The organism is Streptomyces sp. NBC_00154, from assembly GCF_026342835.1.
Lineage (GTDB): Bacteria > Actinomycetota > Actinomycetes > Streptomycetales > Streptomycetaceae > Streptomyces.
Genome location: NZ_JAPEMI010000001.1, coordinates 2,127,973 through 2,149,825 on the forward strand (window position 1 = coordinate 2,127,973; position 21,853 = coordinate 2,149,825).

At 71.2% G+C, this 21,853-nt stretch carries 21 protein-coding genes; 13 read left to right on the forward strand and 8 right to left on the reverse strand.

All coding sequences use genetic code 11. The features are described 5' to 3' along the window. Positions 1-17: 17 nt before the first annotated feature. The 3 genes from OHA03_RS09305 to OHA03_RS09315 all read right to left on the reverse strand — a co-directional run bounded on the left by OHA03_RS09305 (position 18) and on the right by OHA03_RS09315 (position 3,560). Positions 18-830 carry an enoyl-CoA hydratase/isomerase family protein gene (locus tag OHA03_RS09305; protein WP_267002640.1) on the reverse strand — a complete coding sequence of 271 codons (813 nt, stop codon included), beginning with the start codon at positions 828-830 and terminating at the stop codon, positions 18-20. Between the two features lie 68 nt (positions 831-898). Continuing rightward, on the reverse strand, positions 899-2,071 hold the full coding sequence (locus tag OHA03_RS09310) for an adenylate/guanylate cyclase domain-containing protein (RefSeq protein WP_267002642.1): 1,173 nt from the start codon (positions 2,069-2,071) through the stop codon (positions 899-901). A gap of 625 nt (positions 2,072-2,696) precedes the next feature. After that, the gene (locus OHA03_RS09315; protein ID WP_267002644.1) at positions 2,697-3,560 is read right to left on the reverse strand and encodes a biotin--[acetyl-CoA-carboxylase] ligase; all 864 of its coding nucleotides are present in this window, start codon (positions 3,558-3,560) and stop codon (positions 2,697-2,699) included. Between the two features lie 190 nt (positions 3,561-3,750). Here OHA03_RS09315 and OHA03_RS09320 point away from each other — a divergent pair, with 190 nt between their 5' ends. The 4 genes from OHA03_RS09320 (at position 3,751) to OHA03_RS09335 (ending at position 6,538) form a co-directional block, all read left to right on the forward strand. Next, positions 3,751-5,343, forward strand: a complete 1,593-nt coding sequence (locus tag OHA03_RS09320; RefSeq protein WP_267002646.1) for an acyl-CoA carboxylase subunit beta — start codon at positions 3,751-3,753, stop codon at positions 5,341-5,343. Positions 5,344-5,357: 14 nt separating this feature from the next. Then, a complete protein-coding gene (locus OHA03_RS09325; protein ID WP_267002648.1) occupies positions 5,358-5,564 on the forward strand; it encodes an acyl-CoA carboxylase epsilon subunit in 207 nt (68 codons plus the stop codon). Between the two features lie 168 nt (positions 5,565-5,732). Further along, positions 5,733-5,861 carry a morphogenic membrane protein MmpB gene (gene mmpB / locus OHA03_RS09330; protein WP_267002650.1) on the forward strand — a complete coding sequence of 43 codons (129 nt, stop codon included), beginning with the start codon at positions 5,733-5,735 and terminating at the stop codon, positions 5,859-5,861. Between the two features lie 65 nt (positions 5,862-5,926). Next, the gene (locus OHA03_RS09335; protein WP_267002652.1) at positions 5,927-6,538 is read left to right on the forward strand and encodes a nucleoside triphosphate pyrophosphatase; all 612 of its coding nucleotides are present in this window, start codon (positions 5,927-5,929) and stop codon (positions 6,536-6,538) included. Positions 6,539-6,552: 14 nt separating this feature from the next. Here the strand turns inward: OHA03_RS09335 and OHA03_RS09340 are convergent, their stop codons facing one another. Then, complete coding sequence (locus tag OHA03_RS09340; protein WP_267002654.1) at positions 6,553-7,017, reverse strand: hypothetical protein; 465 nt, start codon at positions 7,015-7,017, stop codon at positions 6,553-6,555. Between the two features lie 411 nt (positions 7,018-7,428). On the opposite strand from OHA03_RS09340, the gene OHA03_RS09345 reads away from it, so the two are divergent. Both OHA03_RS09345 and OHA03_RS09350 read left to right on the forward strand, forming a co-directional pair. Further along, positions 7,429-9,183, forward strand: a complete 1,755-nt coding sequence (locus tag OHA03_RS09345) for a biotin carboxylase N-terminal domain-containing protein (RefSeq protein ID WP_267002656.1) — start codon at positions 7,429-7,431, stop codon at positions 9,181-9,183. 150 nt (positions 9,184-9,333) lie between these two features. After that, positions 9,334-9,933, forward strand: a complete 600-nt coding sequence (locus OHA03_RS09350) for a TetR/AcrR family transcriptional regulator (protein ID WP_267002658.1) — start codon at positions 9,334-9,336, stop codon at positions 9,931-9,933. A 108-nt stretch (positions 9,934-10,041) separates the two neighbouring features. Here the strand turns inward: OHA03_RS09350 and OHA03_RS09355 are convergent, their stop codons facing one another. Beyond that, positions 10,042-11,004: a DeoR/GlpR family DNA-binding transcription regulator gene (locus OHA03_RS09355; RefSeq protein ID WP_267002660.1), complete on the reverse strand. Its 963-nt coding sequence runs from the start codon at positions 11,002-11,004 to the stop codon at positions 10,042-10,044. 178 nt (positions 11,005-11,182) lie between these two features. Beyond that, positions 11,183-12,622, reverse strand: a complete 1,440-nt coding sequence (locus OHA03_RS09360; protein ID WP_267002662.1) for an NAD(P)H-quinone dehydrogenase — start codon at positions 12,620-12,622, stop codon at positions 11,183-11,185. Between the two features lie 262 nt (positions 12,623-12,884). Between OHA03_RS09360 and OHA03_RS09365 the strand changes: the two genes are divergently transcribed. From OHA03_RS09365 to OHA03_RS09375, 3 genes are all read left to right on the forward strand, one after another. Next, positions 12,885-13,322, forward strand: a complete 438-nt coding sequence (locus OHA03_RS09365) for a gamma-glutamylcyclotransferase (protein ID WP_267002664.1) — start codon at positions 12,885-12,887, stop codon at positions 13,320-13,322. A 104-nt stretch (positions 13,323-13,426) separates the two neighbouring features. Further along, positions 13,427-14,251 (forward strand): purine-nucleoside phosphorylase, encoded by an 825-nt coding sequence (locus OHA03_RS09370; RefSeq protein WP_267002666.1) that lies wholly within the window; start codon positions 13,427-13,429, stop codon positions 14,249-14,251. A gap of 251 nt (positions 14,252-14,502) precedes the next feature. Then, positions 14,503-16,146: a phospho-sugar mutase gene (locus OHA03_RS09375; RefSeq protein WP_267002668.1), complete on the forward strand. Its 1,644-nt coding sequence runs from the start codon at positions 14,503-14,505 to the stop codon at positions 16,144-16,146. Between the two features lie 258 nt (positions 16,147-16,404). Here OHA03_RS09375 and OHA03_RS09380 read toward each other — a convergent pair whose 3' ends face one another. Further along, positions 16,405-17,043 (reverse strand): PH domain-containing protein, encoded by a 639-nt coding sequence (locus OHA03_RS09380; protein WP_267002671.1) that lies wholly within the window; start codon positions 17,041-17,043, stop codon positions 16,405-16,407. A gap of 135 nt (positions 17,044-17,178) precedes the next feature. On the opposite strand from OHA03_RS09380, the gene deoC reads away from it, so the two are divergent. The 3 genes from deoC to OHA03_RS09395 are packed head-to-tail and all read left to right on the forward strand — an operon-like array spanning position 17,179 to position 20,593. Next, on the forward strand, positions 17,179-18,171 hold the full coding sequence (gene deoC / locus OHA03_RS09385) for a deoxyribose-phosphate aldolase (protein ID WP_267007986.1): 993 nt from the start codon (positions 17,179-17,181) through the stop codon (positions 18,169-18,171). Positions 18,172-18,176: 5 nt separating this feature from the next. Beyond that, a complete protein-coding gene (locus OHA03_RS09390) occupies positions 18,177-19,634 on the forward strand; it encodes an aldehyde dehydrogenase family protein (protein ID WP_267002673.1) in 1,458 nt (485 codons plus the stop codon). Beyond that, complete coding sequence (locus OHA03_RS09395; RefSeq protein ID WP_267002675.1) at positions 19,634-20,593, forward strand: aldehyde dehydrogenase family protein; 960 nt, start codon at positions 19,634-19,636, stop codon at positions 20,591-20,593. Before OHA03_RS09390 ends, OHA03_RS09395 begins: the two co-directional genes overlap by 1 nt. 65 nt (positions 20,594-20,658) lie before the next feature. Here the strand turns inward: OHA03_RS09395 and OHA03_RS09400 are convergent, their stop codons facing one another. Then, complete coding sequence (locus OHA03_RS09400; RefSeq protein ID WP_267002677.1) at positions 20,659-21,060, reverse strand: hypothetical protein; 402 nt, start codon at positions 21,058-21,060, stop codon at positions 20,659-20,661. Positions 21,061-21,123: 63 nt separating this feature from the next. On the opposite strand from OHA03_RS09400, the gene OHA03_RS09405 reads away from it, so the two are divergent. Beyond that, entirely contained in the window at positions 21,124-21,831 is a 708-nt protein-coding gene (locus tag OHA03_RS09405; protein WP_267002679.1) for a uridine kinase, read from the forward strand. The last annotated feature ends 22 nt before the right edge of the window (positions 21,832-21,853 follow it).

A 21,853-nucleotide genomic window follows, 5' to 3' on the forward strand; every position in this document is an offset into this window, starting at 1 on the left:
GGAGCGGTAACGCACCGTTACTCTCCGGGCCAGTTCGGCTTCCGCTTCTCGTTGAACGCGGCCACGCCCTCCGCCCGGTCCCCGGAGAAGGCCACCGACCGCCAGGCCGCGTCCTCCACCTCCAGACCGGCCCGCAGATCGAGCCCGTGCCCGAGCCGCAGCGCACGCTTCGCGGCGCGCAGGCCCACCGGCGAGTTGGCGGCGATCCGCCCGGCGAGCGCCAGCGCCTGCACCCGGTCCTGCCCCGCCTCCACCAGTTCGTCGACCAGACCCAACTCCCGCGCCTCGGCCGCCTCCACCCGCCGGGCGGTGAAGACCAGCTCGGCAGCGCGTGCCGCACCGATCCGGCGCGGCAGCAACTGCGTACCGCCGCCGCCCGGGATGACACCGACCGAGACCTCGGGCAGGCCCACCACGGCCGTACGGTCGGCGACGATCAGATCGCAGGACAGCGCCAGCTCGAAGCCGCCGCCGAGTGCGAACCCGTGCACGGCGGCCACCGTCGGCATCGGCAGGTCGAGCACGCCGGTGTAGGCGGCGCGGGCGGTGGGCCGCTGGCGGACCAGCTCGGCGTCGGTGAACGAGTTCCGCTCCTTGAGGTCCGCGCCCACGCAGAAGGCGCGCTCGTGGCTGGAGGTGAGGACGGTGACCCGTACGCCCTGGTCGGCGGCGAGCGCGGCGCAGGCGGCGCCGATCGATCGGGCCATGTCCGTGGACACGGCGTTCATGGCCTTGGGCCGGTCCAGGACCAGTTCGGCAACGTGCTCCTGGCCCTCATGGACCCGTACGACGACGAACTCCCCGAACCGCTGCTCGGACGTGACGGTCATGGCTGCACCCCTCCGGTTAACGAGCGTTACCGGAGGATCCTAGGCCGCGCCCCGGACGGGAACAGGCGTCAGGAGGTGCCTCGTCGTGCCAGCAGCCACGGTTCCACCACGCCGAGTCCGCGCACCGGCCGCTGCCACATCGGCTGCAGCCCGTACCGGTACTTCGGCACGGCCAGCGGCTCCACACCCTCCGCGCGCTCCTTCTCGGCCGCCGCGGCCTCCTCCGCCGCCTGCGCCTCGGAGGCCGGGGCGTCGCCCGTACGCGTCAGCTCCTCGGCCAAAGCGCCGTCCACCAGTACGGCGTCCTTCGGCGCTATCGACGTGAGCCGGCTGGCGAGGTTCACCGTCGTACCGAAGACATCGCCCATCCGGGTCGTGACGGTGCCGAACGCGATACCGACCCGCAACGCCGGCATCGTCTCGTCCTGGGTCATCGCCTCTATCAGGCGAAGCGCGATCTCGGCCGCCGTGCCCGCGTCGTCGGCGGCGAAGAGAACCTCGTCGCCGAGGGTCTTGATGAGCCGGCCGCCGTGCGCGGCGACCAGGTCGGCGGAGGTCGTCTCGAACGCCTCGACGAGCTCGCCGAGCTCCTCCTCCTCCAGCCGGCGGGTGAGCCGGGTGAAACCGACCAGGTCCGCGAAGCCGACGGCGAGCCTGCGGTCGACCATCTCGTCGTCGTCCGCGGCCTGCACGACGCGGCCGGTCGCGGCGGCGAGCTGGCGCCGCCAGACGTAGATGAGGAACTCCTCCAGCTCGGGCAGGAGCAGCTCGACCAGCGGGTACGTGACCTCGGTGCGGGTCATGCCGGGCTCGGGCGGCTCGGTCAGACCCTCCAGGAAGGAATCGATCTGCCACTCCGCCAGCCGGGCGGTGGTCTGCCCGGTGGACCGGGCGACCTGCACCGCCATCGGCTCGCTGAGCAGCCCGGCCTCGACGAGGCCCGCGAGCCGCCGAAGCGCCAGCACGTCCGCCTCGGTGAGCGCCTTGGCCTGCCCGATGTCGGCGAACCCCATGGCGCGCCAGAACCGGGATGCCAGGTCCATCGAGACTCCGGCGGTACGGGCCGCCTGGAACGCGGTATAGCGACGCTCGGCGCCCAGGATCAGCTGTTCCAGCCGGATCGCGAGGGGATCGTCGGTCGGTTCGGCCGTGTGGTCGACTTCGTGATGCGGTGTCGCGTGGACCGAGGGTTCCGGTGGGGGCTCCGCGCCCGCGCCGGAGGTCGTGTCGTCGACGGTCACCAGCCGCCTCCTGCCCGTTCCCTGCGCACTGCCCTGCCGATCTGTCGGTGGATCGCCTCAACGATACGGCAGATGTGCGCTACCTCACGTCCTTAGGGCACCCCGGTACGGGGTCGGCCGGGGGCAGGGGCCGTGGGGGGTGCTCTTCGGTGGGTGGTTTCCACGGGGTGAAGGGCCGAGAGCACCCGGGGAACAGCCGGGTACGGGCCCGGTACGCGGGGCACAGGGCCTGTGGGGGGCATTCACGGGACGGGGACGAGCAACCCGGGGAAACGGCCGGGGCGCGGGCCCGGTACGCGGGGCACAGGGCCGTGGGGGCTTCCACGGGGCGGGCACCTGAGTGCCAGGGGAACAGCCGGGTACGGGCCCGGTACGCGGGGCGCAGGGCCTGTGGGGGGCTTCCGCGGGGCAGAGACCTGAGCACCCGGGGAAGCCGGGGCGCGGGCCCGGCACGCGGGCGCAGGGCCCGTGGGGGGCTTCCACGGGGCGGGGATCCGAGTGCCCGGGGAACAGCCGGGGCGCGGGCCGGGTACACGGGGCGTACGCCCCTGGGGGTTTCCGCGGGTGCTGGGCTGAGCGCACCCGGGAAACGTTCAGTGGCGAGGCGGGCGCCCGGGCGTGGTTCTTAGGTGAGGCCGCCTTCCGCGTCCCGTAGATGCACGATGTCGCCCGCCGACACCTCCTGCAGGCCGTCGGCGGTGGACAGGATCAGGCGGCCGTCACCGTCGATCGCCACCGCCTCGCCGACGAGTGAACGGTCGCCGGGCAACTGGGCCCGTACCGTCCTGCCCAGCGTCGCGCAACCCGCCGCGTACGCCGCCTGCAGACCGCTCTGCGCCGCGTCCCCGCCGGCCGCGCGCCACTCGACGTACCAGTGGTCCAGCGAGCGCAGTACGCCGCGCAGCAGCGTCTCCCGGTCGGTGGAGACCGCACCGGCCAGGGCGAGCGAGGCCGCCGTCGGGGCGGGCAGTTCGGTCGCGCGGAGGGTGACGTTGAGGCCGATGCCGATGACGACGCCGTCCCCGGCTCGCTCGGCGAGGATGCCGCCCGTCTTGCGTTCCTCGCCCTCCACGGTGACCAGCAGGTCGTTGGGCCACTTCAGTGCCGTGTCGACGCCCGCGGCCCGCGCCAGCCCGGTCGCGGTCGCGACCCCGGCGAGCAGCGGCAGCCAGCCCCACCGGTGGACCGGCACGTCGTCGCCGGGGGTCAGATAGACGGAGAAGAACAGGCCCGAGCGGGCGGGCGCAGTCCAGGTCCGGTCGAGGCGGCCGCGGCCCGCAGTCTGTTCCTCGGCGACCAGAACCGTGCCCTCGGTCAGCTCCGCCGCCCGCGCCGCGAGGTCCGTGTTGGTGGACCCGGTGACGTTCACGACGTCGAGCGAGGTCCACAGCCCGCCCGGCCGCAGCAGCCCGCGGCGCAGCGCGGGGACGTTCAGGGGCGGCCGGTCCAGGTCCGACCAGCGGTTCGGTGACGCATCCGAAGGTGTCATGCAAGCCACCCTAGGTGTGGCAAACGACGCACTGCCGAACGGTATCCGCGCCGATACGCTACGGATCAGTAGCCATTCAGAACCTGATCGGCAGCTGCCGGACCGGTCGTCGTCGCGCACGCGGCCTCGCACGCAGCCGTAGAACCCACCAGTCAGCCGTCCCCGTGACCAGGCAGGGAGCCGCCACCCGATGTCCGAGCCGGAAGAGATCGACATCCACACCACCGCGGGCAAGATCGCGGACCTGCAGCGCCGTATCGACGAGGCCACGCACGCCGGTTCCGCACGCGCAGTCGAAAAGCAGCACGCCAAGGGCAAGTTGACCGCCCGAGAGCGGGTCGATCTCCTGCTCGACGAGGGTTCCTTCGTGGAGCTCGACGAGTTCGCCCGGCACCGTTCCACCAACTTCGGCATCGAGAAGAACCGCCCGTACGGAGACGGTGTCGTCACCGGCTACGGGACGGTCGACGGCCGCCCCGTCTGCGTGTACTCGCAGGACTTCACCATCTTCGGCGGCTCGCTCGGCGAGGTCTACGGTGAGAAAATCGTCAAGGTGATGGACTTCGCGCTGAAGACCGGCTGCCCGGTCATCGGCATCAACGACGGCGGCGGCGCCCGCATCCAGGAGGGTGTGGCGGCGCTCGGACTGTTCGCCGAGATCTTCCGCCGCAATGTGCACGCCTCGGGTGTCGTCCCGCAGATCTCGCTGATCGTCGGACCGTGCGCAGGCGGCGCGGTCTACTCCCCCGCGATCACCGACTTCACGGTCATGGTCGACCAGACCTCGCACATGTTCATCACGGGCCCGGACGTCATCAAGACCGTCACCGGGGAGGACGTCGGCTTCGAGGAGCTGGGCGGAGCCCGCACGCACAACACCACTTCAGGTGTGGCGCATCACATGGCGGGCGACGAGAAGGACGCCATCGAGTACGTCAAGTCGCTGCTGTCGTACCTCCCGTCGAACAACCTCTCCGAGGCGCCCGCCTTCCCGGAGGAGGCGGATCTCGCGACGACCGACGAGGACCGTGAGCTCGACACCCTCATCCCGGACTCGGCGAACCAGCCGTACGACATGCACACCGCGATCGAGCATGTGCTCGACGACGGCGAGTTCCTGGAGACGCAGGCCCTGTTCGCGCCGAACATCATCACCGGCTTCGGGCGTGTCGAGGGCTACCCCGTCGGCATCGTCGCCAACCAGCCGATGCAGTTCGCGGGCTGTCTGGACATCAACGCCAGCGAGAAGGCCGCACGCTTCGTCCGCACCTGCGACGCCTTCAACGTGCCGGTGCTGACCTTCGTCGACGTACCCGGCTTCCTGCCCGGCGTCGACCAGGAGTACGGCGGCATCATCCGCCGCGGCGCCAAGCTGATCTACGCGTACGCGGAGGCGACCGTCCCGCTGATCACGGTGATCACCCGCAAGGCGTTCGGCGGCGCGTACGACGTCATGGGCTCCAAACACCTGGGCGCGGACATCAATGTCGCCTGGCCGACCGCCCAGATCGCCGTGATGGGCGCGCAGGGTGCGGTGAACATCCTGCACCGCCGCACCATCGCGGCCGTCACGGACCCCGACGAGGCAGAGGCGACCCGCGCCGAGCTGATCGCCGACTACGAGGACACGCTGCTCAACCCGTACGTGGCGGCCGAGCGCGGCTACGTCGACGCGGTCATCATGCCGTCCGACACCCGGGCGCACGTGGTGAAGGGCCTGCGTCAGCTGCGCACGAAGCGGGAATCACTGCCGCCGAAGAAGCACGGCAACATCCCCCTCTAGAAAGGGTCCTGGCCATGATCAAGGTCGTACGGGGCAACCCGACCCCGGAGGAGCTGGCTGCCGCGCTGGCGGTGGTCCAGGCGCGCGCCGCGGCGGCGGCCGCTGTGTCGTCCGGCGCGCCGGCGTTGCCCGAGCAGTGGTCCGACCCGGGCCGAATCGCCCGGCGGGACCGGCCTCGACCGGGCCCACGGGCCTGGGCACGGACGTACTGGCCCGTATAGCGCCCGGCGGCCCGGCCGTCCGTTCGCACGGCGTCCTCGGAGGCCCGGACCCCCTGGCGGGTCCGGGCCTCCGCCGTGCCGCCGCACAGCGGCCCGGTCCGTACGCATCAGAGCGGCTGAGTACCCGTACTCAGGCGCCGTGGCGGCGGCCGCAGCAGGATCGGGACCATGCTGTGGTCCGATCCCGAGAACAAGCCCCCCAAAGAGCTGCGCGACGCCCAGGACATGATGCGGCGCGTGTGGCTGGTGCTTGCGCTCGCCATGGTGGTCGCGATGCTCGTGCTGGGCACACGCTGAGGCGCTCCCCGGCACCCGCCCGTGCTGCGGACGCGTGGTCCCCCGGCGCGCCGGGCCCTTCTACGATGGCCGGTATGACTGATCAGCGCCGTCTCGTACTCGCCTCCGCCTCACCCGCCCGCCTCAGCCTGCTGCGCCAAGCCGGGTTCGCGCCGGAGGCGATCGTCAGCGGTGTGGACGAGGACGCGCTGTCCGCCCCCACACCGGCCGAGCTGGCGCTGGTGCTCGCCGAGGCCAAGGCCGCCGTCGTGGCCGTCCGCCCCGCGGTCGCGGGTGCCCTGGTCATCGGATGCGACTCGGTCCTGGAACTCGACGGCGAGGCGCTCGGCAAGCCGGCCGACAGCGAGGAGGCCACCGCCCGCTGGAAGTCCATGCGCGGCCGGGCCGGCATCCTGCAGACCGGCCACAGCCTGATCGACACCGTGACCGGGCGCACGGCCTCCGCGACCGCGTCCACCGTCGTCCGTTTCGGCGAACCGACGGACGCCGAGATCGCCGCCTACGTCGCCTCGGGCGAGCCCCTCCATGTCGCGGGCGCCTTCACCCTGGACGGCCGCTCGGCCCCGTTCGTCGACTCCATCGAGGGCGACCACGGAAACGTCATAGGGCTCTCGCTGCCGCTCCTGCGCCGGCTCCTCGGCGAACTGGGATTCTCCGTCACCGACTTGTGGGTCTGATTCCCACGAACGGGTTACGCGGGCGCCGGAGCACTCTCTTCGCCACCGCCACCCTTCTCGTTCGGGCTACTGGTTCCGCTCCCGTTGCCGTACGCGACCAGCGTGAGCACGATCAGTCCGAGCACGACCATCATGAACACGAACGCGGCCCAGCCGATCAGGCCCACCGTCAGCGCGCCCAGCACCCCGTGCACCACGGCGCAGCTGATCAGGGCGGCCCGGCCGACACGCCCGGGAGCCCGGTCGCGGATGCCGGTCAGCAGCAGGACCAGGCCGCACAGCACCAGGTACAGCCCGGCGACACCGCCCATCACCCACGCCCCGGCGGACATGGCGGCCGGATCCAGCCCGGCGAGTGACATCTCCTGGTTGTCCACGACCGTGGCCAGGATGCCGTTGACGAGCACCATGCCCGCGGCCTCCCCGAACAGCACGATCGCGGCCACGAACGCCACCGGTCTGCGCACCACGGCGCTCACCCCTTGTTACCTGTAGTAAGTGCGGTAGCGCGGACCCTACTAACGGGTAATCATTCGGACAAGGGTTCCGACCACGTTCACTCGTCCCACTCGCCCCCATGCCCTCCGCACGCAGTGTTTACGCACCGCGCTTGTCACGCCCCTCGTGCGTCGGGCAAAGAAACACGCGCTCGTTAGTAGGTACTCCACAAAGAAACGCCGGGAGCCACCCCTCGATCGAACAGAGACCTGGACCACACCTCGTGGCTACTGTGCGGTCATGAATCCCGGCGTACCGTGGTGCCACAAGGGATTTCGCGCCTCGAGCAAGCCTCGAATCACGCTCCGTGTGGGCAAGCTCACCAATGGGGACGGGTCGTAAGGCCGTGTCGGTAGTCCCTAAACTCAGCTTGTTTCAAGGAGGGAGCCATCGTGCGCAAGGTGCTCATCGCCAACCGTGGCGAAATTGCTGTCCGTGTTGCTCGGGCGTGCCGGGATGCCGGGATCGGGAGCGTGGCCGTCTACGCGGACCCGGACCGGGACGCTCTGCATGTGCGTGCGGCCGACGAGGCATTCGCTCTGGGCGGTGACACCCCGGCCGCCAGTTATCTGGACATGGCGAAGGTGCTGCAGGCGGCCAAGGACTCGGGGGCCGACGCGATCCACCCGGGTTACGGGTTCCTGTCGGAGAACGCCGAGTTCGCCCAGGCGGTGCTGGACGCGGGACTGACGTGGATCGGTCCGCCGCCGCAGGCGATCCGCGATCTGGGTGACAAGGTGGCCGCGCGGCACATCGCGCAGCGCGCCGGTGCCCCGCTGGTCGCCGGGACCCCGGACCCGGTGTCGGGTTCGGCGGAGGTCGTGGAGTTCGCGAAGGAGCACGGGCTGCCGATCGCGATCAAGGCCGCGTTCGGTGGTGGCGGTCGCGGGCTGAAGGTCGCGCGGACGCTGGAGGAGATCCCGGAGCTGTACGACTCCGCGGTCCGTGAGGCCGTCGCGGCGTTCGGCCGCGGGGAGTGCTTCGTGGAGCGCTACCTCGACAAGCCGCGGCATGTGGAGACACAGTGCCTGGCCGACTCCCACGGCAACGTGGTGGTCGTCTCCACCCGTGACTGCTCGCTGCAGCGCCGCCACCAGAAGCTGGTCGAGGAGGCCCCTGCGCCGTTCCTGTCGGAGGCGCAGAACGCGGAGCTGTACGCGGCGTCGAAGGCCATCCTGAAGGAGGCCGGATACGTCGGTGCGGGCACCGTGGAGTTCCTGGTCGGTGTGGACGGCACGATCTCGTTCCTGGAGGTCAACACCCGTCTGCAGGTCGAGCACCCGGTGACCGAGGAGGTCACGGGCCTCGACCTGGTCCGTGAGATGTTCCGGATCGCGGACGGCGAGAAGCTCGGTTACGACGACCCGGCGGTACGCGGGCACTCGTTCGAGTTCCGGATCAACGGTGAGGACCCGGGCCGCGGGTTCCTGCCCGCCCCGGGCACGGTGACCGTGTTCGCCCCGCCGACCGGCCCCGGTGTCCGCCTCGACGCGGGCGTCGAGTCAGGTTCGGTGATCGGCCCGGCGTGGGACTCGCTGCTGGCGAAGCTCATCGTGACCGGTGCGACCCGTGAGCAGGCGTTGCAGCGGGCGGCGCGTGCGCTGGCCGAGTTCAACGTCGAGGGCATGGCCACCGCGATCCCGTTCCACCGTGCGGTCGTCGCCGACCCGGCGTTCACCAGCGACCCGTTCCGCATCCACACCCGCTGGATCGAGACCGAGTTCGTCAACGAGATCAAGCCCTTCGCCGCCCCCGCCGACGTGGAGGCCGAGGAAGAGACCGGCCGTGAGACGGTCGTCGTCGAGGTCGGCGGAAAGCGTCTCGAGGTCTCCCTGCCGTCGTCGCTGGGCATGAGCCTGGCCCGTACCGGACTCGCGGCGGGCGCCAAGCCCAAGCGGCGCGCGGCGAAGAAGACCGGCTCCGCGGTCTCCGGCGACACCCTCGCGTCCCCGATGCAGGGCACGATCGTCAAGATCGCCGTCGAGGAGGGCCAGGAGGTCCAGGAAGGCGACCTGATCGTCGTCCTGGAGGCCATGAAGATGGAACAGCCTCTCAACGCACACCGCGCCGGCACGGTGAAGGGACTCGCCGCCGAGGTCGGCAGCTCGATCTCGTCGGGCGCCGTCATCTGCGAGATCAAGGACTGATCGCGCACGAAGTGTTCCGGCGAGGCCCCTGCGGAGTCGTACCACCGACTCCGCAGGGGCCTCGGCCGTTCGGCGGCCCGGCAGGAGGCGAGGTCCTCCGGTTGCGCGATGGCATCCTGGACCCGGGGGCGGAAAAAGGAGGACTGCGCAATGGCGATGAGCACGGCACAGACGCCGGGCCGGCCCATGCGCGCCGACGCGCGCCGCAACTACGACCGGCTGCTCGGCGAAGCCCGTACGGCGTTCGCGGAACACGGTACGGACGCGTCGCTGGAGGACATCGCGCGCCGGGCGGGCGTGGGGATCGGCACGCTGTACCGGCACTTCCCGAACCGGCACGCGCTGATGAGCGCGGTCTTCCAGGAGGCCCTGGGCTCACTCCTCACCCGCTCCCACGAGTTGGCGGAGGCGGAGAATCCGTGCGGCGGTCTGGTGGAGTGGCTGGGTGCGATCATCACTCATGCGGGTGAGTACCGGGGGCTGGCGCAGGCGCTCATGTCGACGTCGCGGGACGAGACTTCGGCGCTGTCCGACTGCAATGTGCCGCTGCGCGAGGCAGGGGCACGGCTGCTGGCCCGGGCGCAGGCGAGTGGCACGGTGCGGGCGGATGTGTCGATCGGTGACTTGATGCAGCTGACGAATGCGATTGCGTTGGCGGCGGAGCAGGCGCCGGAGGACCCGGCGTTGGCGGGCCGCCTGCTGACGCTGACGCTGCAGGGGCTGAAGGGACCGCGGGCGACCGGAGGCTGAGGCGGGCCGAAGCCGGGGGCTGCGCCCCCGGACCCTCGAAGACCCAAGGGCTGTCCCGTAATCCCTGGCGGGCGCACGACGACGGCCACCGCACCTACGGGACAACCCTCAGCGGCGGCGCAGGTCCGCCACGCGGGCGCGGTCGCCCGGGGGCTGGTCCGTCAAGGACGCGGCCGCACTGCGCAGTTGCGGACCGGGTCCGCCGTGCGTGCGACGCTGCCCGGGAAGCGGCATGTCCCGGCGCGCCGGACGACCCGGAGACAGGGAGTCCGCCCCGGCGGGGCCGGTCCCCCCACCGGCCACCGCGATCTGCACACCCTGATCCGCCAAGGCCTGTAGTTCGGTGGCGGCCCGATCGTCATGGCCCGCGGGTTCGTCCGTCACCAGGCGGGTGATCAGGTCCGTCGGCACCGTCTGGAACATGGTGTCGGAGCCGAGTTTGGTGTGGTCCGCGAGGACCACCACCTCCGCGGCGGCCTGCACCAACGCCCGGTCCACGCTCGCCGAGAGCATGTTGGACGTGGACAGCCCTCGCTCTGCGGTGAGCCCGCTCCCGGACAGGAACGCGCGCGACACCCGCAGGCCCTGGAGCGACTGTTCCGCACCACTGCCCACCAGGGCGTAGTTGGAGCCGCGCAGGGTGCCACCGGTCATCACCACTTCCACCCGGTTGGCATGGGCCAACGCCTGGGCGACCAGCAGTGAGTTGGTGACGACGGTCAGGCCGGGGATCCGCGCGAGCCGACGGGCCAGCTCCTGCGTGGTCGTGCCGGCACCGACGACGATGGCCTCGCCCTCTTCGACCAGGCCCGCGGCCAGGTCGGCGATGGCCGTCTTCTCGGCGGTGGCGAGATGGGATTTCTGCGGAAAGCCGGACTCCCGCGTAAAACCGCCCGGCAGTACCGCACCGCCATGCCGGCGGTCGAGGAGTCCTTCTGCCTCCAGTGCCCGCACGTCCCGCCGTACGGTCACTTCGGAGGTCTGGACGACGCGGGCGAGCTCGCGGAGCGATACTGCCCCGTTGGCGCGCACCATTTCGAGGATCAACTGACGACGTTCTGCAGCGAACACGAAACTGACAGTAACGCGACCGAGCGAGGGTTTTCAGCAGTTTGCGCCGAAAAACAGAAGTTGTACATACAAGGGGCCGCCAAGTGGTATAGGCGGCCCCGTTGTTGTTCCCTACTGACCGGACGCCGGCATCCCACCCGCCTGACTTGCCGGGAGTTGCCGGGGAATGCCGGGTTTTCTAGGCCTCGCCGGCGCGCTTCCGGGTGTGCAACTGACGTGCCACTTCCGCGATCGATCCCGACAGGGACGGATACACAGTGAAGGCGTTTGCGATCTGTTCCACCGTCAGATTGTTGTCGACCGCGATCGAGATGGGGTGGATCAGCTCACTGGCCCGCGGTGCGACGACACAGCCGCCGACCACGATGCCGGTGCCGGGCCGGCAGAGAATCTTGACGAAACCGTCCCGGATGCCCTGCATCTTGGCGCGCGGGTTGCGCAGCAGCGGCAGCTTCACCACGCGCGCGTCGATCGCGCCCGAGTCGACGTCCGCCTGGCTGTAGCCGACGGTGGCGATCTCCGGGTCGGTGAAGACGTTCGAGGAGACCGTCTTCAGGTTCAGCGGGGCGACCGCGTCACCGAGGAAGTGGTACATCGCGATCCGGCCCTGCATCGCGGCGACCGAGGCGAGCGCGAAGATGCCGGTGACGTCACCGGCCGCGTACACGCCGGGGGCGCTGGTGCGGGAGACCTTGTCGGTCCAGATGTGGCCGGACTCCTTGAGCCGGACCCCGGCCTCCTCCAGACCCATGCCCGCGCTGTTCGGGATCGCGCCGACCGCCATCAGACAGTGCGAACCGGTGATCACGCGGCCGTCGGAGAGCGTGACCTCGACCCGGTCGCCGACCCTCTTCGCCGCCTGGGCGCGCGAGCGGGCCATGACGTTCATGCCGCGGCGCCGGAAGACGTCCTCCAGCACGGCGGCCGCGTCCGGGTCCTCGCCGGGCAGCACCCGGTCGCGGGACGAGACGAGGGTGACGCGCGAGCCCAGCGCCTGGTAGGCGCCGGCGAACTCGGCACCGGTCACACCGGAGCCGACCACGATGAGCTCCTCGGGGAGCTCGTCGAGGTCGTAGACCTGGGTCCAGTTCAGAATGCGCTCGCCGTCGGGGAGCGCGTCCGGGATCTCCCGGGGGTGGCCGCCGGTCGCGATCAGTACGGCGTCGGCGGTGAGCGTCTCCTCCGTGCCGTCGGCCGCGGTCACCACGACCTTGCGGGAGCCGTCGGCGGCCTGGAGGCCTTCCAGCCTGCCCCGGCCGCGCATCACGCGTGCACCCGCACGGGTGACGGAGGCGGTGATGTCGTGGGACTGAGCGAGCGCCAGGCGCTTCACGCGTCGGTTGACCTTGCCGAGGTCCACGCCGACCACCCGCGCCGCCTGCTCGATGTGCGGCGTGTCGTCGGCGACGATAATGCCCAACTCCTCGTACGAAGAGTCGAAGGTGGTCATCACCTCTGCCGTCGCGATCAGGGTCTTCGAGGGCACGCAGTCGGTGAGTACCGACGCGCCGCCGAGGCCGTCGCAGTCGACGACGGTCACCTCCGCGCCGAGCTGGGCGCCCACCAATGCCGCCTCGTACCCGCCGGGTCCGCCGCCGATGATCACGATCCGGGTCACGAAAAGTCCGCCTCGCGTATGTCATCCCGCGGCCGTCTGCCGCCCCGGCCGGGGGTCCGGGGGATCACCCCGGGGGAATGCAGTACGTACTCCATTGTCCCGCACGCGCCAAGATGCTTCGCCCCGGGGCCCTCCATACGGGAGAGCGGCCCCCGGACGAGCCGTCGGCGGAGCCCTCGGCCCGGTCCCCGGCAGAACCCTCGCCGGGGACTTCGTCACAGGAATCGCCGCTCGCCGGGCCGCCTCCCGTACCCTCGATCCCATGTCGCTCTACGCCGCGTACGCCGGCAACCTCGACGCGCGGCTGATGACCCGCCGCGCACCGCATTCCCCGCTGCGCGGCACCGGCTGGCTCAACGGCTGGCGGCTGACCTTCGGCGGGGAGCAGATGGGCTGGGAAGGCGCGCTGGCCACGGTGGTGGAGGCGCCGCGTTCGCAGGTCTTCGTGGCGCTGTACGACCTGGCGCCGATGGACGAGGACTCCATGGACCGGTGGGAGGGTGTCGGCCTCGACATCTACCGGCGGATGCGGGTGCGGGTGCACACCCTGGACGGCGAGGAGCCGGCCTGGATGTACGTGCTGAACGCGTACGAGGGCGGGCTGCCGTCCGCCCGGTATCTGGGCGAGGTGGCGGACGCCGCCGAGTCGGCGGGCGCGCCGCACGACTATGTGATGGAGCTGCGCAAGCGCCCCTGCTGAGCCACACAACCCCCCACTTTTTGTGTGAAAGCACGAAGAGTCGTGTGCAGACTCTCTGCATGGGCATCTACGCGCGTAGGGATTCACCGGTTACGCTCATCCGCGTGAACGCATCTGTTATTCCGGACAACATCCAGGGCGACCCGCACGCCGCCGCTGCCGACGCCGCCGCCCGACTGCGCGAGCTGACCGGCGCCGAGACCCACGACGTCGCGCTCGTGATGGGTTCCGGCTGGGCACCTGCGGGCGACGCGCTCGGCACGCCGGAGGCCGAGTTCCCGGTGACCGAACTGCCCGGCTTCCCGGCGCCGGCCGTCGAGGGCCACGGCGGCACGATCCGCTCGTACCGGATCGGCGAGAAGCGGGCCCTGGTCTTCCTCGGCCGCACGCACTTCTACGAGGGCCGCGGCGTCGCAGCCGTCGCACACGGCGTCCGTACCGCCGTCGCCGCGGGCTGCAAGACCATCGTCCTGACGAACGGCTGCGGCGGTCTGCGCGAGGGCATGCGCCCGGGGCAGCCGGTCCTGATCAGCGACCACATCAACCTGACCGCGGCCTCGCCGATCATCGGCGCCAACTTCGTCGACCTGACCGACCTGTACTCGCCACGGCTGCGCGCGCTGTGCAAGGAAATCGACGAGACGCTCGAAGAGGGCGTGTACGTGCAGTTCCCCGGCCCGCACTACGAGACTCCGGCCGAGATCAACATGGTGCGGGTCATGGGCGGCGACCTGGTGGGCATGTCGACCGTGCTCGAAGCGATCGCCGCGCGGGAGGCGGGGGCCGAGGTGCTGGGTATTTCGCTCGTCACGAATCTGGCTGCCGGGTTGAGCGGCGAGCCGCTGAACCATGAAGAGGTACTGCAGGCGGGGCGGGACTCGGCGACCCGGATGGGGTCGTTGCTGGCGCGGGTGCTGGACCGCATCTGAGCGGGCGCCGCTCCTGCGGCGGGCGGTTTTCCCTACCCGCCCCTTCCCGAGGCCGGGGCTCCGCCCCGGACCCCGGCCCCTCGATCGCCGGACGGGCTGAGAGTTTTGCCCGGCAGCGGTGTTCCGAGGAGCGAGGGTCCGGGGGCGGCGCCCCCGGTTTCGGGAAGGGGCGGGTGAGGGAACAGGCCCCGCGCAGCGGCCCACCGACCCGCACCCCGAAGAAACCATCCCCTCCCCGAAAGGCGGACACCGTGCAGCAGGACCTCATCGCGCAGGCCAGGACCTGGCTCGCCGAGGACCCCGACCCCGAGACCCGCGACGAGCTCGCCAAGCTCATCGACGCCGAGGATTTCGACGCGCTCGCCGCACGGTTCGCCGGCACGCTGCAGTTCGGTACCGCCGGGCTCCGTGGTGAGCTGGGGGCCGGACCGATGCGGATGAACCGGTCCGTCGTCATCCGCGCCGCCGCCGGGCTCGCCGCCTATCTGAAGGCGCAGGGCCAGACCGGCGGCCTGGTTGTCATCGGGTACGACGCCCGCTACAAGTCCGCCGACTTCGCCCGCGACACCGCGGCCGTGATGACGGGCGCAGGCCTGCGGGCGGCGGTCCTCCCCCGCCCGCTGCCCACCCCCGTCCTGGCGTACGCCATAAGGCATCTGGGTGCCGTCGCCGGCGTCGAGGTGACCGCCAGTCACAACCCGCCGCGTGACAACGGCTACAAGGTCTATCTCGGCGACGGCTCGCAGATCGTGCCCCCGGCGGACGGCGAGATCGCCGACGCGATCGCCGCGGTCGGCCCGCTGGCCGGCGTCGACCGGCCGGAGAGCGGCTGGGAGATCCTCGGCGACGAGGTCCTGGACGCCTATCTGGCCCGTACGGACGCGGTGCTGGACACGGCCGGGTCACCGCGGACCGCCCAGGTCGTGTACACGGCGATGCACGGCGTCGGCACGTCCGTCCTGACCGCCGCCTTCGCGCGCGCCGGGTTCCCCACGCCCGTGCTGGTCGCCGAACAGGCCGAGCCCGACCCGGCGTTCCCCACCGTTGCCTTCCCCAACCCGGAAGAGCCCGGCGCGATGGATCTCGCCTTCGCCACCGCCCGGCGCGCGAACCCGGACATCGTCATCGCCAACGACCCGGACGCCGACCGCTGCGCCGTGGCCGTGCCGGACGCCACGGCGGACGGCGGCTGGCGCATGCTGCGCGGCGACGAGGTCGGCGCACTGCTCGCCGCGCATCTGGTCGCCCGGGGTGCCACCGGCGTCTTCGCCGAGTCCATCGTGTCGTCGTCGCTGCTCGGCCGGATCGCCGAGAAGGCGGGCAACGGCTACGAGGAGACGCTGACCGGCTTCAAGTGGATCGCCCGCGTCGACGGCCTGCGGTACGGGTACGAGGAGGCGCTCGGCTACTGCGTCGACCCCGACGGCGTTCGCGACAAGGACGGCATCACGGCCGCCCTGCTCGTCGCCGAGCTGGCCTCCGTGCTCAAGGAGCAGGGCCGTACGCTCCTCGATCTCCTCGACGACATCGCGGTCGAGCACGGGCTGCACGCCACCGACCAGCTGTCGGTCCGGGTGGAGGACCTGTCCGTCATCGCGGACGCCATGCGGCGGCTGCGCGACACCCCGCCGACCGCACTCGCGGGCCTCGCCGTCACCTCGGCCGAGGACCTGTCGGAGGGTACGGAGCAGCTGCCGCCCACCGACGGGCTGCGCTACCACCTCGACGGTGCCCGGGTGATCGTCCGCCCGAGCGGCACCGAGCCGAAGCTGAAGTGCTACCTGGAGGTCGTGGTGCCGGTCGGTTCGGCGAACGAACTGCCTGCCGCCCGTGCGAAGGGCGCCGAGCTGCTCGCCGGGATCAAGCGGGATCTGTCGGCGGCCGCGGGGATCTGAGCGGGACCGGCCGCCGTCGTTCACTCACCGGGTACGTGAAGCCGGTGTCCGGTCCGCACAGGACCCGACACCGGCCGCCCGACGGGAGGGCCGCAGACCGGCGCGGAACGGCGCGCACACCTGAGGGCTGTCCCGTAGTCGCGAAGGGCGGCGCGGGACGTCCCGAAGGTCTCACCACAAGCGGGGCAGGCCGGCGCCATCCGTGGAATGTCGGTCCGGCGACAAGGACGGAGCGCGGCCGCAGGCCGTGCCGGCCGCCTACGCCACCGCGAACAGCACGACCAGTGCCACCGCACCCACGACCGCCGGCGCAATCACCTCGTACGCCCACCGGACAACAACCGTCCCGGCGCCCTCGGCGCCGCCGTCCCCTGCCCGCTCGGCCATCTCCCGCAGATCCCGCACCGTCTGGTCGGCCGCGGCGATCCGTGCGTTCGTGTCCCGCACATCCGCGTGCACGGACGTCCGCCGGTACGGGTCGTCCTGCGCCTTCAGCGTCTGCTGCCGCGCCGCCTTCTTCCGCTGCCGCAGCGACACCGGCACCGCCCACAGCTGGAACTTCGTGCCGTCCTGCGTGAACAGTTCACTGGAGTACCCGGCCCGGACATCCGCGACCGCCGTCCACGGCGCCGTGATCGTACGGAACGGGTTGCGGATCCGGATGCGCCGGGCGTTCACGAGCACCACCGGCCGCAGCGTGAACGCCACGATCAGCGGCACGACCGTCAGCAGCCCGGCGAGCGCCAGCCACGGCACCCGGCCGGCACCCCGGAACACGGCGTCGCCACCGATCCACCCGACGAGCAGGAGCAGCAGCACACCGCCCACCAGCCCGGCGGGCGACCGGAACGTCCGGTCGGCGTAGGTCGGCTCGGCTGGGGGCGTGGGGCTCGTCATGGGCCCGATTCTGCCTGATGCCCGAGGGGCCCGCCGGAGCGGCCACCCACCCACCGGGCCGGCACGCTCGCAAACCCGGAATGCGGGTCCCCCTGTACAGGCCGCTACGCGCGTAGATATGCTCCTCTGGTGACCATGCCCACCACTGCACCCTCCACCACGGCCGAACGCGTGGGAGGTACCCCCCTCTCCGACGTGACCGCGTCCGACAGCGCGCTGCGGCGCTTCCTGCACGGGCTGCCCGGCGTCGACGCCGTCGGCCTCGAAGCGCGCGCCGCGTCCCTCGGCACCCGTTCGATCAAGACGACGGCCAAGGCGTACGCGATCGACCTCGCCATCTCGATGATCGACCTGACGACGCTGGAAGGCGCGGACACCCCGGGCAAGGTCCGGGCTCTCGCCGCCAAGGCCGTCAACCCCGACCCGACCGACCGCACGACCCCGCGCACCGCCGCGGTCTGCGTCTACCCCGACATGGCGGCGACGGCCGTCACCGCGCTGGCCGGTTCCGGCGTGAAGGTGGCGTCCGTCGCGACGGCCTTCCCCTCCGGGCGCGCCGCGCTCGACATCAAGCTCGCGGATGTCCGCGACGCCGTGGCCGCCGGGGCCGACGAGATCGACATGGTGATCGACCGGGGCGCGTTCCTCTCCGGCCGTTATCTCAAGGTGTACGAGGAGATCCTCGCCGTGAAGGCCGAGTGCGCCCGTGCCGACGGCACCGACGCCCGCCTCAAGGTCATCTTCGAGACCGGCGAGCTCTCCACGTACGACAACATCCGCCGCGCCTCCTGGCTCGGGATGCTGGCGGGCGCGGACTTCATCAAGACGTCGACCGGCAAGGTCGGGACGAACGCCACGCCCGCGAACACGCTGCTGATGCTGGAGGCCGTGCGCGACTTCCGGGAGCAGACCGGTGTGCAGATCGGCGTGAAGCCGGCCGGCGGCATCCGCACCTCGAAGGACGCGATCAAGTTCCTCGTCCTGGTCAACGAGACCGTCGGCGAGGACTGGCTGGACAACCACTGGTTCCGCTTCGGCGCCTCCAGCCTGCTGAACGATCTGCTGATGCAACGTCAGAAGCTCAGCACCGGCCGTTACTCCGGCCCCGATTACGTGACGGTGGACTGATCCCCATGGCATCTGCATTCGAGTACGCACCCGCCCCCGAGTCGCGGTCGGTCGTCGACATCGCTCCCTCGTACGGGCTGTTCATCGACGGCGAGTTCACCGACGCGGCCGACGGCAAGGTCTTCAAGACGATCTCCCCGTCGTCCGAGGAGGTCCTCTCCGAGGTCGCACAGGCCGGCGCCGCGGACGTCGACCGGGCCGTTAAGGCGGCCCGCAAGGCGTTCGAGAAGTGGTCGGCGCTGCCCGGCTCCGAGCGCGCCAAGTACCTCTTCCGGATCGCCCGGATCATCCAGGAGCGCAGCCGCGAGCTCGCCGTTCTCGAAACCCTCGACAACGGCAAGCCGATCAAGGAGACCCGCGACGCGGACCTCCCGCTGGTCGCGGCGCACTTCTTCTACTACGCCGGCTGGGCCGACAAGCTCGACCACGCCGGCTACGGCCCGAACCCCCGCCCGCTCGGCGTCGCGGGCCAGGTCATCCCGTGGAACTTCCCGCTGCTGATGCTGGCCTGGAAGATCGCTCCGGCGCTCGCCACCGGCAACACGGTGGTCCTGAAGCCCGCCGAGACGACCCCGCTCTCCGCGCTGTTCTTCGCGGACATCTGCCGCCAGGCGGGCCTGCCGAAGGGTGTCGTGAACATCCTCACCGGGTACGGGGACGCGGGCGCGGCCCTCGTCGAGCACCCCGACGTCAACAAGGTCGCCTTCACCGGCTCGACCGCGGTCGGCAAGGCCATCGCCCGCCAGGTCGCGGGCACGGACAAGAAGGTCACCCTGGAGCTGGGCGGCAAGGGCGCGAACATCGTCTTCGACGACGCCCCGATCGACCAGGCCGTCGAGGGCATCGTCACCGGCATCTTCTTCAACCAGGGCCAGGTCTGCTGCGCGGGCTCGCGCCTCCTCGTCCAGGAGTCGATCCAGGACGAGCTGCTGGACTCCCTGAAGCGACGGCTGTCCACGCTGCGCCTCGGCGACCCGCTGGACAAGAACACCGACATCGGCGCGATCAACTCCCAGGAGCAGCTCTCCCGGATCACGGCGCTGGTCGAGACGGGCGAGGCGGAGGGCGCCGAACGCTGGTCCGCCCCCTGCGAACTCCCTTCGTCCGGCTACTGGTTCGCCCCGACGTTGTTCACGAACGTCACCCAGGCGCACACCATCGCCCGCGACGAGATCTTCGGCCCGGTGCTGTCCGTCCTGTCGTTCCGTACGCCGGACGAGGCGGTCGCCAAGGCCAACAACAGCCAGTACGGCCTGTCGGCCGGCATCTGGACGGAGAAGGGCTCGCGCATCCTCGCGGTGGCGAACAAGCTCCGGGCGGGCGTCGTCTGGGCCAACACGTTCAACAAGTTCGACCCGACCTCGCCGTTCGGCGGCTACAAGGAGTCGGGCTTCGGCCGCGAAGGCGGCCGTCACGGCCTGGAGGCGTACCTCGCCCCGTCGAGCCCGGAGGGCGAGCGTTGATGAATGCAGTTGAGCACAGTGACCGACTGAGCGTCTTCAAGACCTACAAGCTGTACGTCGGGGGCAAGTTCCCCCGCTCCGAGAGCGGCCGGGTGTACGAGGTGACGGACTCCAAGGGCAAGTGGCTGGCGAACGCCCCGCAGTCGTCCCGCAAGGACGCGCGTGACGCGGTCGTGGCCGCCCGCAAGGCGTTCGGCGGATGGTCGGGCGCGACGGCGTACAACCGCGGCCAGATCCTCTACCGCATCGCGGAGATGCTGGAGGGCCGCAAGGGCCAGTTCGTACGCGAAGTGGCGGACGCGGAGGGGCTGTCGAAGTCCAAGGCCACGGCCGTCGTGGACGCGGCCATCGACCGCTGGGTCTGGTACGCGGGGTGGACCGACAAGATCGGTCAGATCGTGGGCGGGGCGAACCCGGTCGCGGGCCCGTTCTTCAACCTGTCCACGCCCGAGCCGACCGGTGTGGTCACGGTCGTCGCCCCGCAGCAGTCGTCGTTCCTGGGCCTGGTCTCGGTCGTCGCCCCGGTGATCGCGACCGGCAACACGGCCGTCGTCATCGCGTCCGCCGACGCCCCGCTGCCGGCGCTGTCCCTGGGCGAGGTGCTGGCCACCTCCGACCTGCCGGGCGGTGTGGTGAACATCCTGTCCGGGAAGACGGCGGAGCTCGCGGCCCCGCTCGCGGCCCACCAGGACGTCAACGCGATCGACCTCACGGGCGCCGACGCCGAACTGGCGAAGGAACTGGAGATCGCGGCGGCGGACAACCTGAAGCGAGTTCTCCGCCCACCCGTCTCCCGTCACCGCCCCGAGAAGGAGGCGCAGGGCGCCGCTCGTCCACAGGCTGTGGACAGAGAGGACTGGTCGGCCGACCCGGGCACCCATCGCCTGACGGCCTTCCTGGAGACCAAGACGGTCTGGCACCCCACGGGCGCGCTCGGCGTCTCGGGTTCCTCCTACTGACCGACACGGCTGCGGCCCGCTACTCCGGAACACTCCGGAGCGGCGGGCCGCAGCCCTGTCCGGGATCAGCCGTGCAGCAGTCCCGTGACCTGCCCCACCACCGGCAGGTCCTTCAGCGCGCCGCCCCTGGTCAGCGGATCGGTCGCGACGCCCGTGGAGAGCGGCTTGAAGTCGGCGACCTGCGTGCCCACCCCGTTCGCCAGCGGGTCCACACCCGTCCCGGCCAGCGGGTCGAGCTGCAGCTGCGTGACCGGCGAGACCGCGTGCCCGAGCGCCCCGGTCGCGCCGCCGGCCGCATCGCCGACCGCACCGAGGCCGCTGTCGGCGCCCGAGGCCGGCACGACGGGCAGCGGCGCCGCCTGTGCCGCCGCACCCCCCGCACCGAGCGCGGCGCCCACCGCGGTGACGGTCAGACCTGCGCGCAGCAGCACACGGCGCCGGGACCTGGAAAGTGCATGACGTGCCATGGAATTCCCACCTGATCGAACCGATCGAGTAATCATCTGGGTACGTAGCGTAGTTGAGTTGTGATGCTGGATACCAACAGGGGCACCGGGGGGTCCCCTGCGCGGGTCAATGCCTCACACTGGTGTCCCGTGAGTCCCCAACCGATCCCGACCCGCGTCGTGCTGCTCGCGGGCCCCTCCGGCTCCGGCAAGTCATCCCTCGCCGCACGCACCGACCTTCCGGTGCTGCGCCTGGACGACTTCTACAAGGAGGGCAACGACCCCACCCTGCCGCTGGTCCCGGGCAGTTCGGACATCGACTGGGACTCCGCGCAGTCCTGGGACGCCGACGCGGCGGTCGCCGCCATCACGGAGCTGTGCCGCACCGGACGTACGAACGTCCCGGTGTACGACATCTCCACCAGCTCCCGGGTCGACCGCGAGGCGCTCCACATCGAGCGCACGCCGCTGTTCGTGGCCGAGGGCATCTTCGCCGCGGAGATAGTGGAGCGGTGCCAGGACCTGGGTGTCCTGGCGGACGCCCTGTGCCTGCGCGGCCGCCCGACGACGACGTTCCGCCGCCGGCTGCTGCGGGATCTGCGCGAGGGCCGGAAGTCGGTGCCCTTCCTGCTGCGGCGGGGATGGCGCCTGATGCGGGCGGAACGACGGATCGTGGCGCACCAGACGGCACTCGGCGCGTATCCCTGCGGGAAGCAGGAGGCGCTGGGCCGACTGGCCGCGGCAGCGGCCGGCCGCTGCCGCCGGGCCCCGGCGGCACGCGAGCCGGCGTAGCGGGGGCACCCCGGACCGCTTT

Coding starts and splice junctions, on each gene's coding strand:
- OHA03_RS09305 (WP_267002640.1), bottom strand. CDS start 830: ATGACCGTCACGTCCGAGCAGCGGTTCGGGGAGTTCGTCGTCGTACGG.
- OHA03_RS09315 (WP_267002644.1), bottom strand. CDS start 3,560: ATGACACCTTCGGATGCGTCACCGAACCGCTGGTCGGACCTGGACCGG.
- OHA03_RS09320 (WP_267002646.1), top strand. CDS start 3,751: ATGTCCGAGCCGGAAGAGATCGACATCCACACCACCGCGGGCAAGATC.
- OHA03_RS09325 (WP_267002648.1), top strand. CDS start 5,358: ATGATCAAGGTCGTACGGGGCAACCCGACCCCGGAGGAGCTGGCTGCC.
- mmpB (WP_267002650.1), top strand. CDS start 5,733: ATGCTGTGGTCCGATCCCGAGAACAAGCCCCCCAAAGAGCTGCGCGAC.
- OHA03_RS09335 (WP_267002652.1), top strand. CDS start 5,927: ATGGCCGGTATGACTGATCAGCGCCGTCTCGTACTCGCCTCCGCCTCA.
- OHA03_RS09350 (WP_267002658.1), top strand. CDS start 9,334: ATGGCGATGAGCACGGCACAGACGCCGGGCCGGCCCATGCGCGCCGAC.
- OHA03_RS09365 (WP_267002664.1), top strand. CDS start 12,885: ATGTCGCTCTACGCCGCGTACGCCGGCAACCTCGACGCGCGGCTGATG.
- OHA03_RS09380 (WP_267002671.1), bottom strand. CDS start 17,043: ATGACGAGCCCCACGCCCCCAGCCGAGCCGACCTACGCCGACCGGACG.
- deoC (WP_267007986.1), top strand. CDS start 17,179: ATGCCCACCACTGCACCCTCCACCACGGCCGAACGCGTGGGAGGTACC.
- OHA03_RS09390 (WP_267002673.1), top strand. CDS start 18,177: ATGGCATCTGCATTCGAGTACGCACCCGCCCCCGAGTCGCGGTCGGTC.
- OHA03_RS09395 (WP_267002675.1), top strand. CDS start 19,634: ATGAATGCAGTTGAGCACAGTGACCGACTGAGCGTCTTCAAGACCTAC.
- OHA03_RS09400 (WP_267002677.1), bottom strand. CDS start 21,060: ATGGCACGTCATGCACTTTCCAGGTCCCGGCGCCGTGTGCTGCTGCGC.
- OHA03_RS09405 (WP_267002679.1), top strand. CDS start 21,124: ATGCTGGATACCAACAGGGGCACCGGGGGGTCCCCTGCGCGGGTCAAT.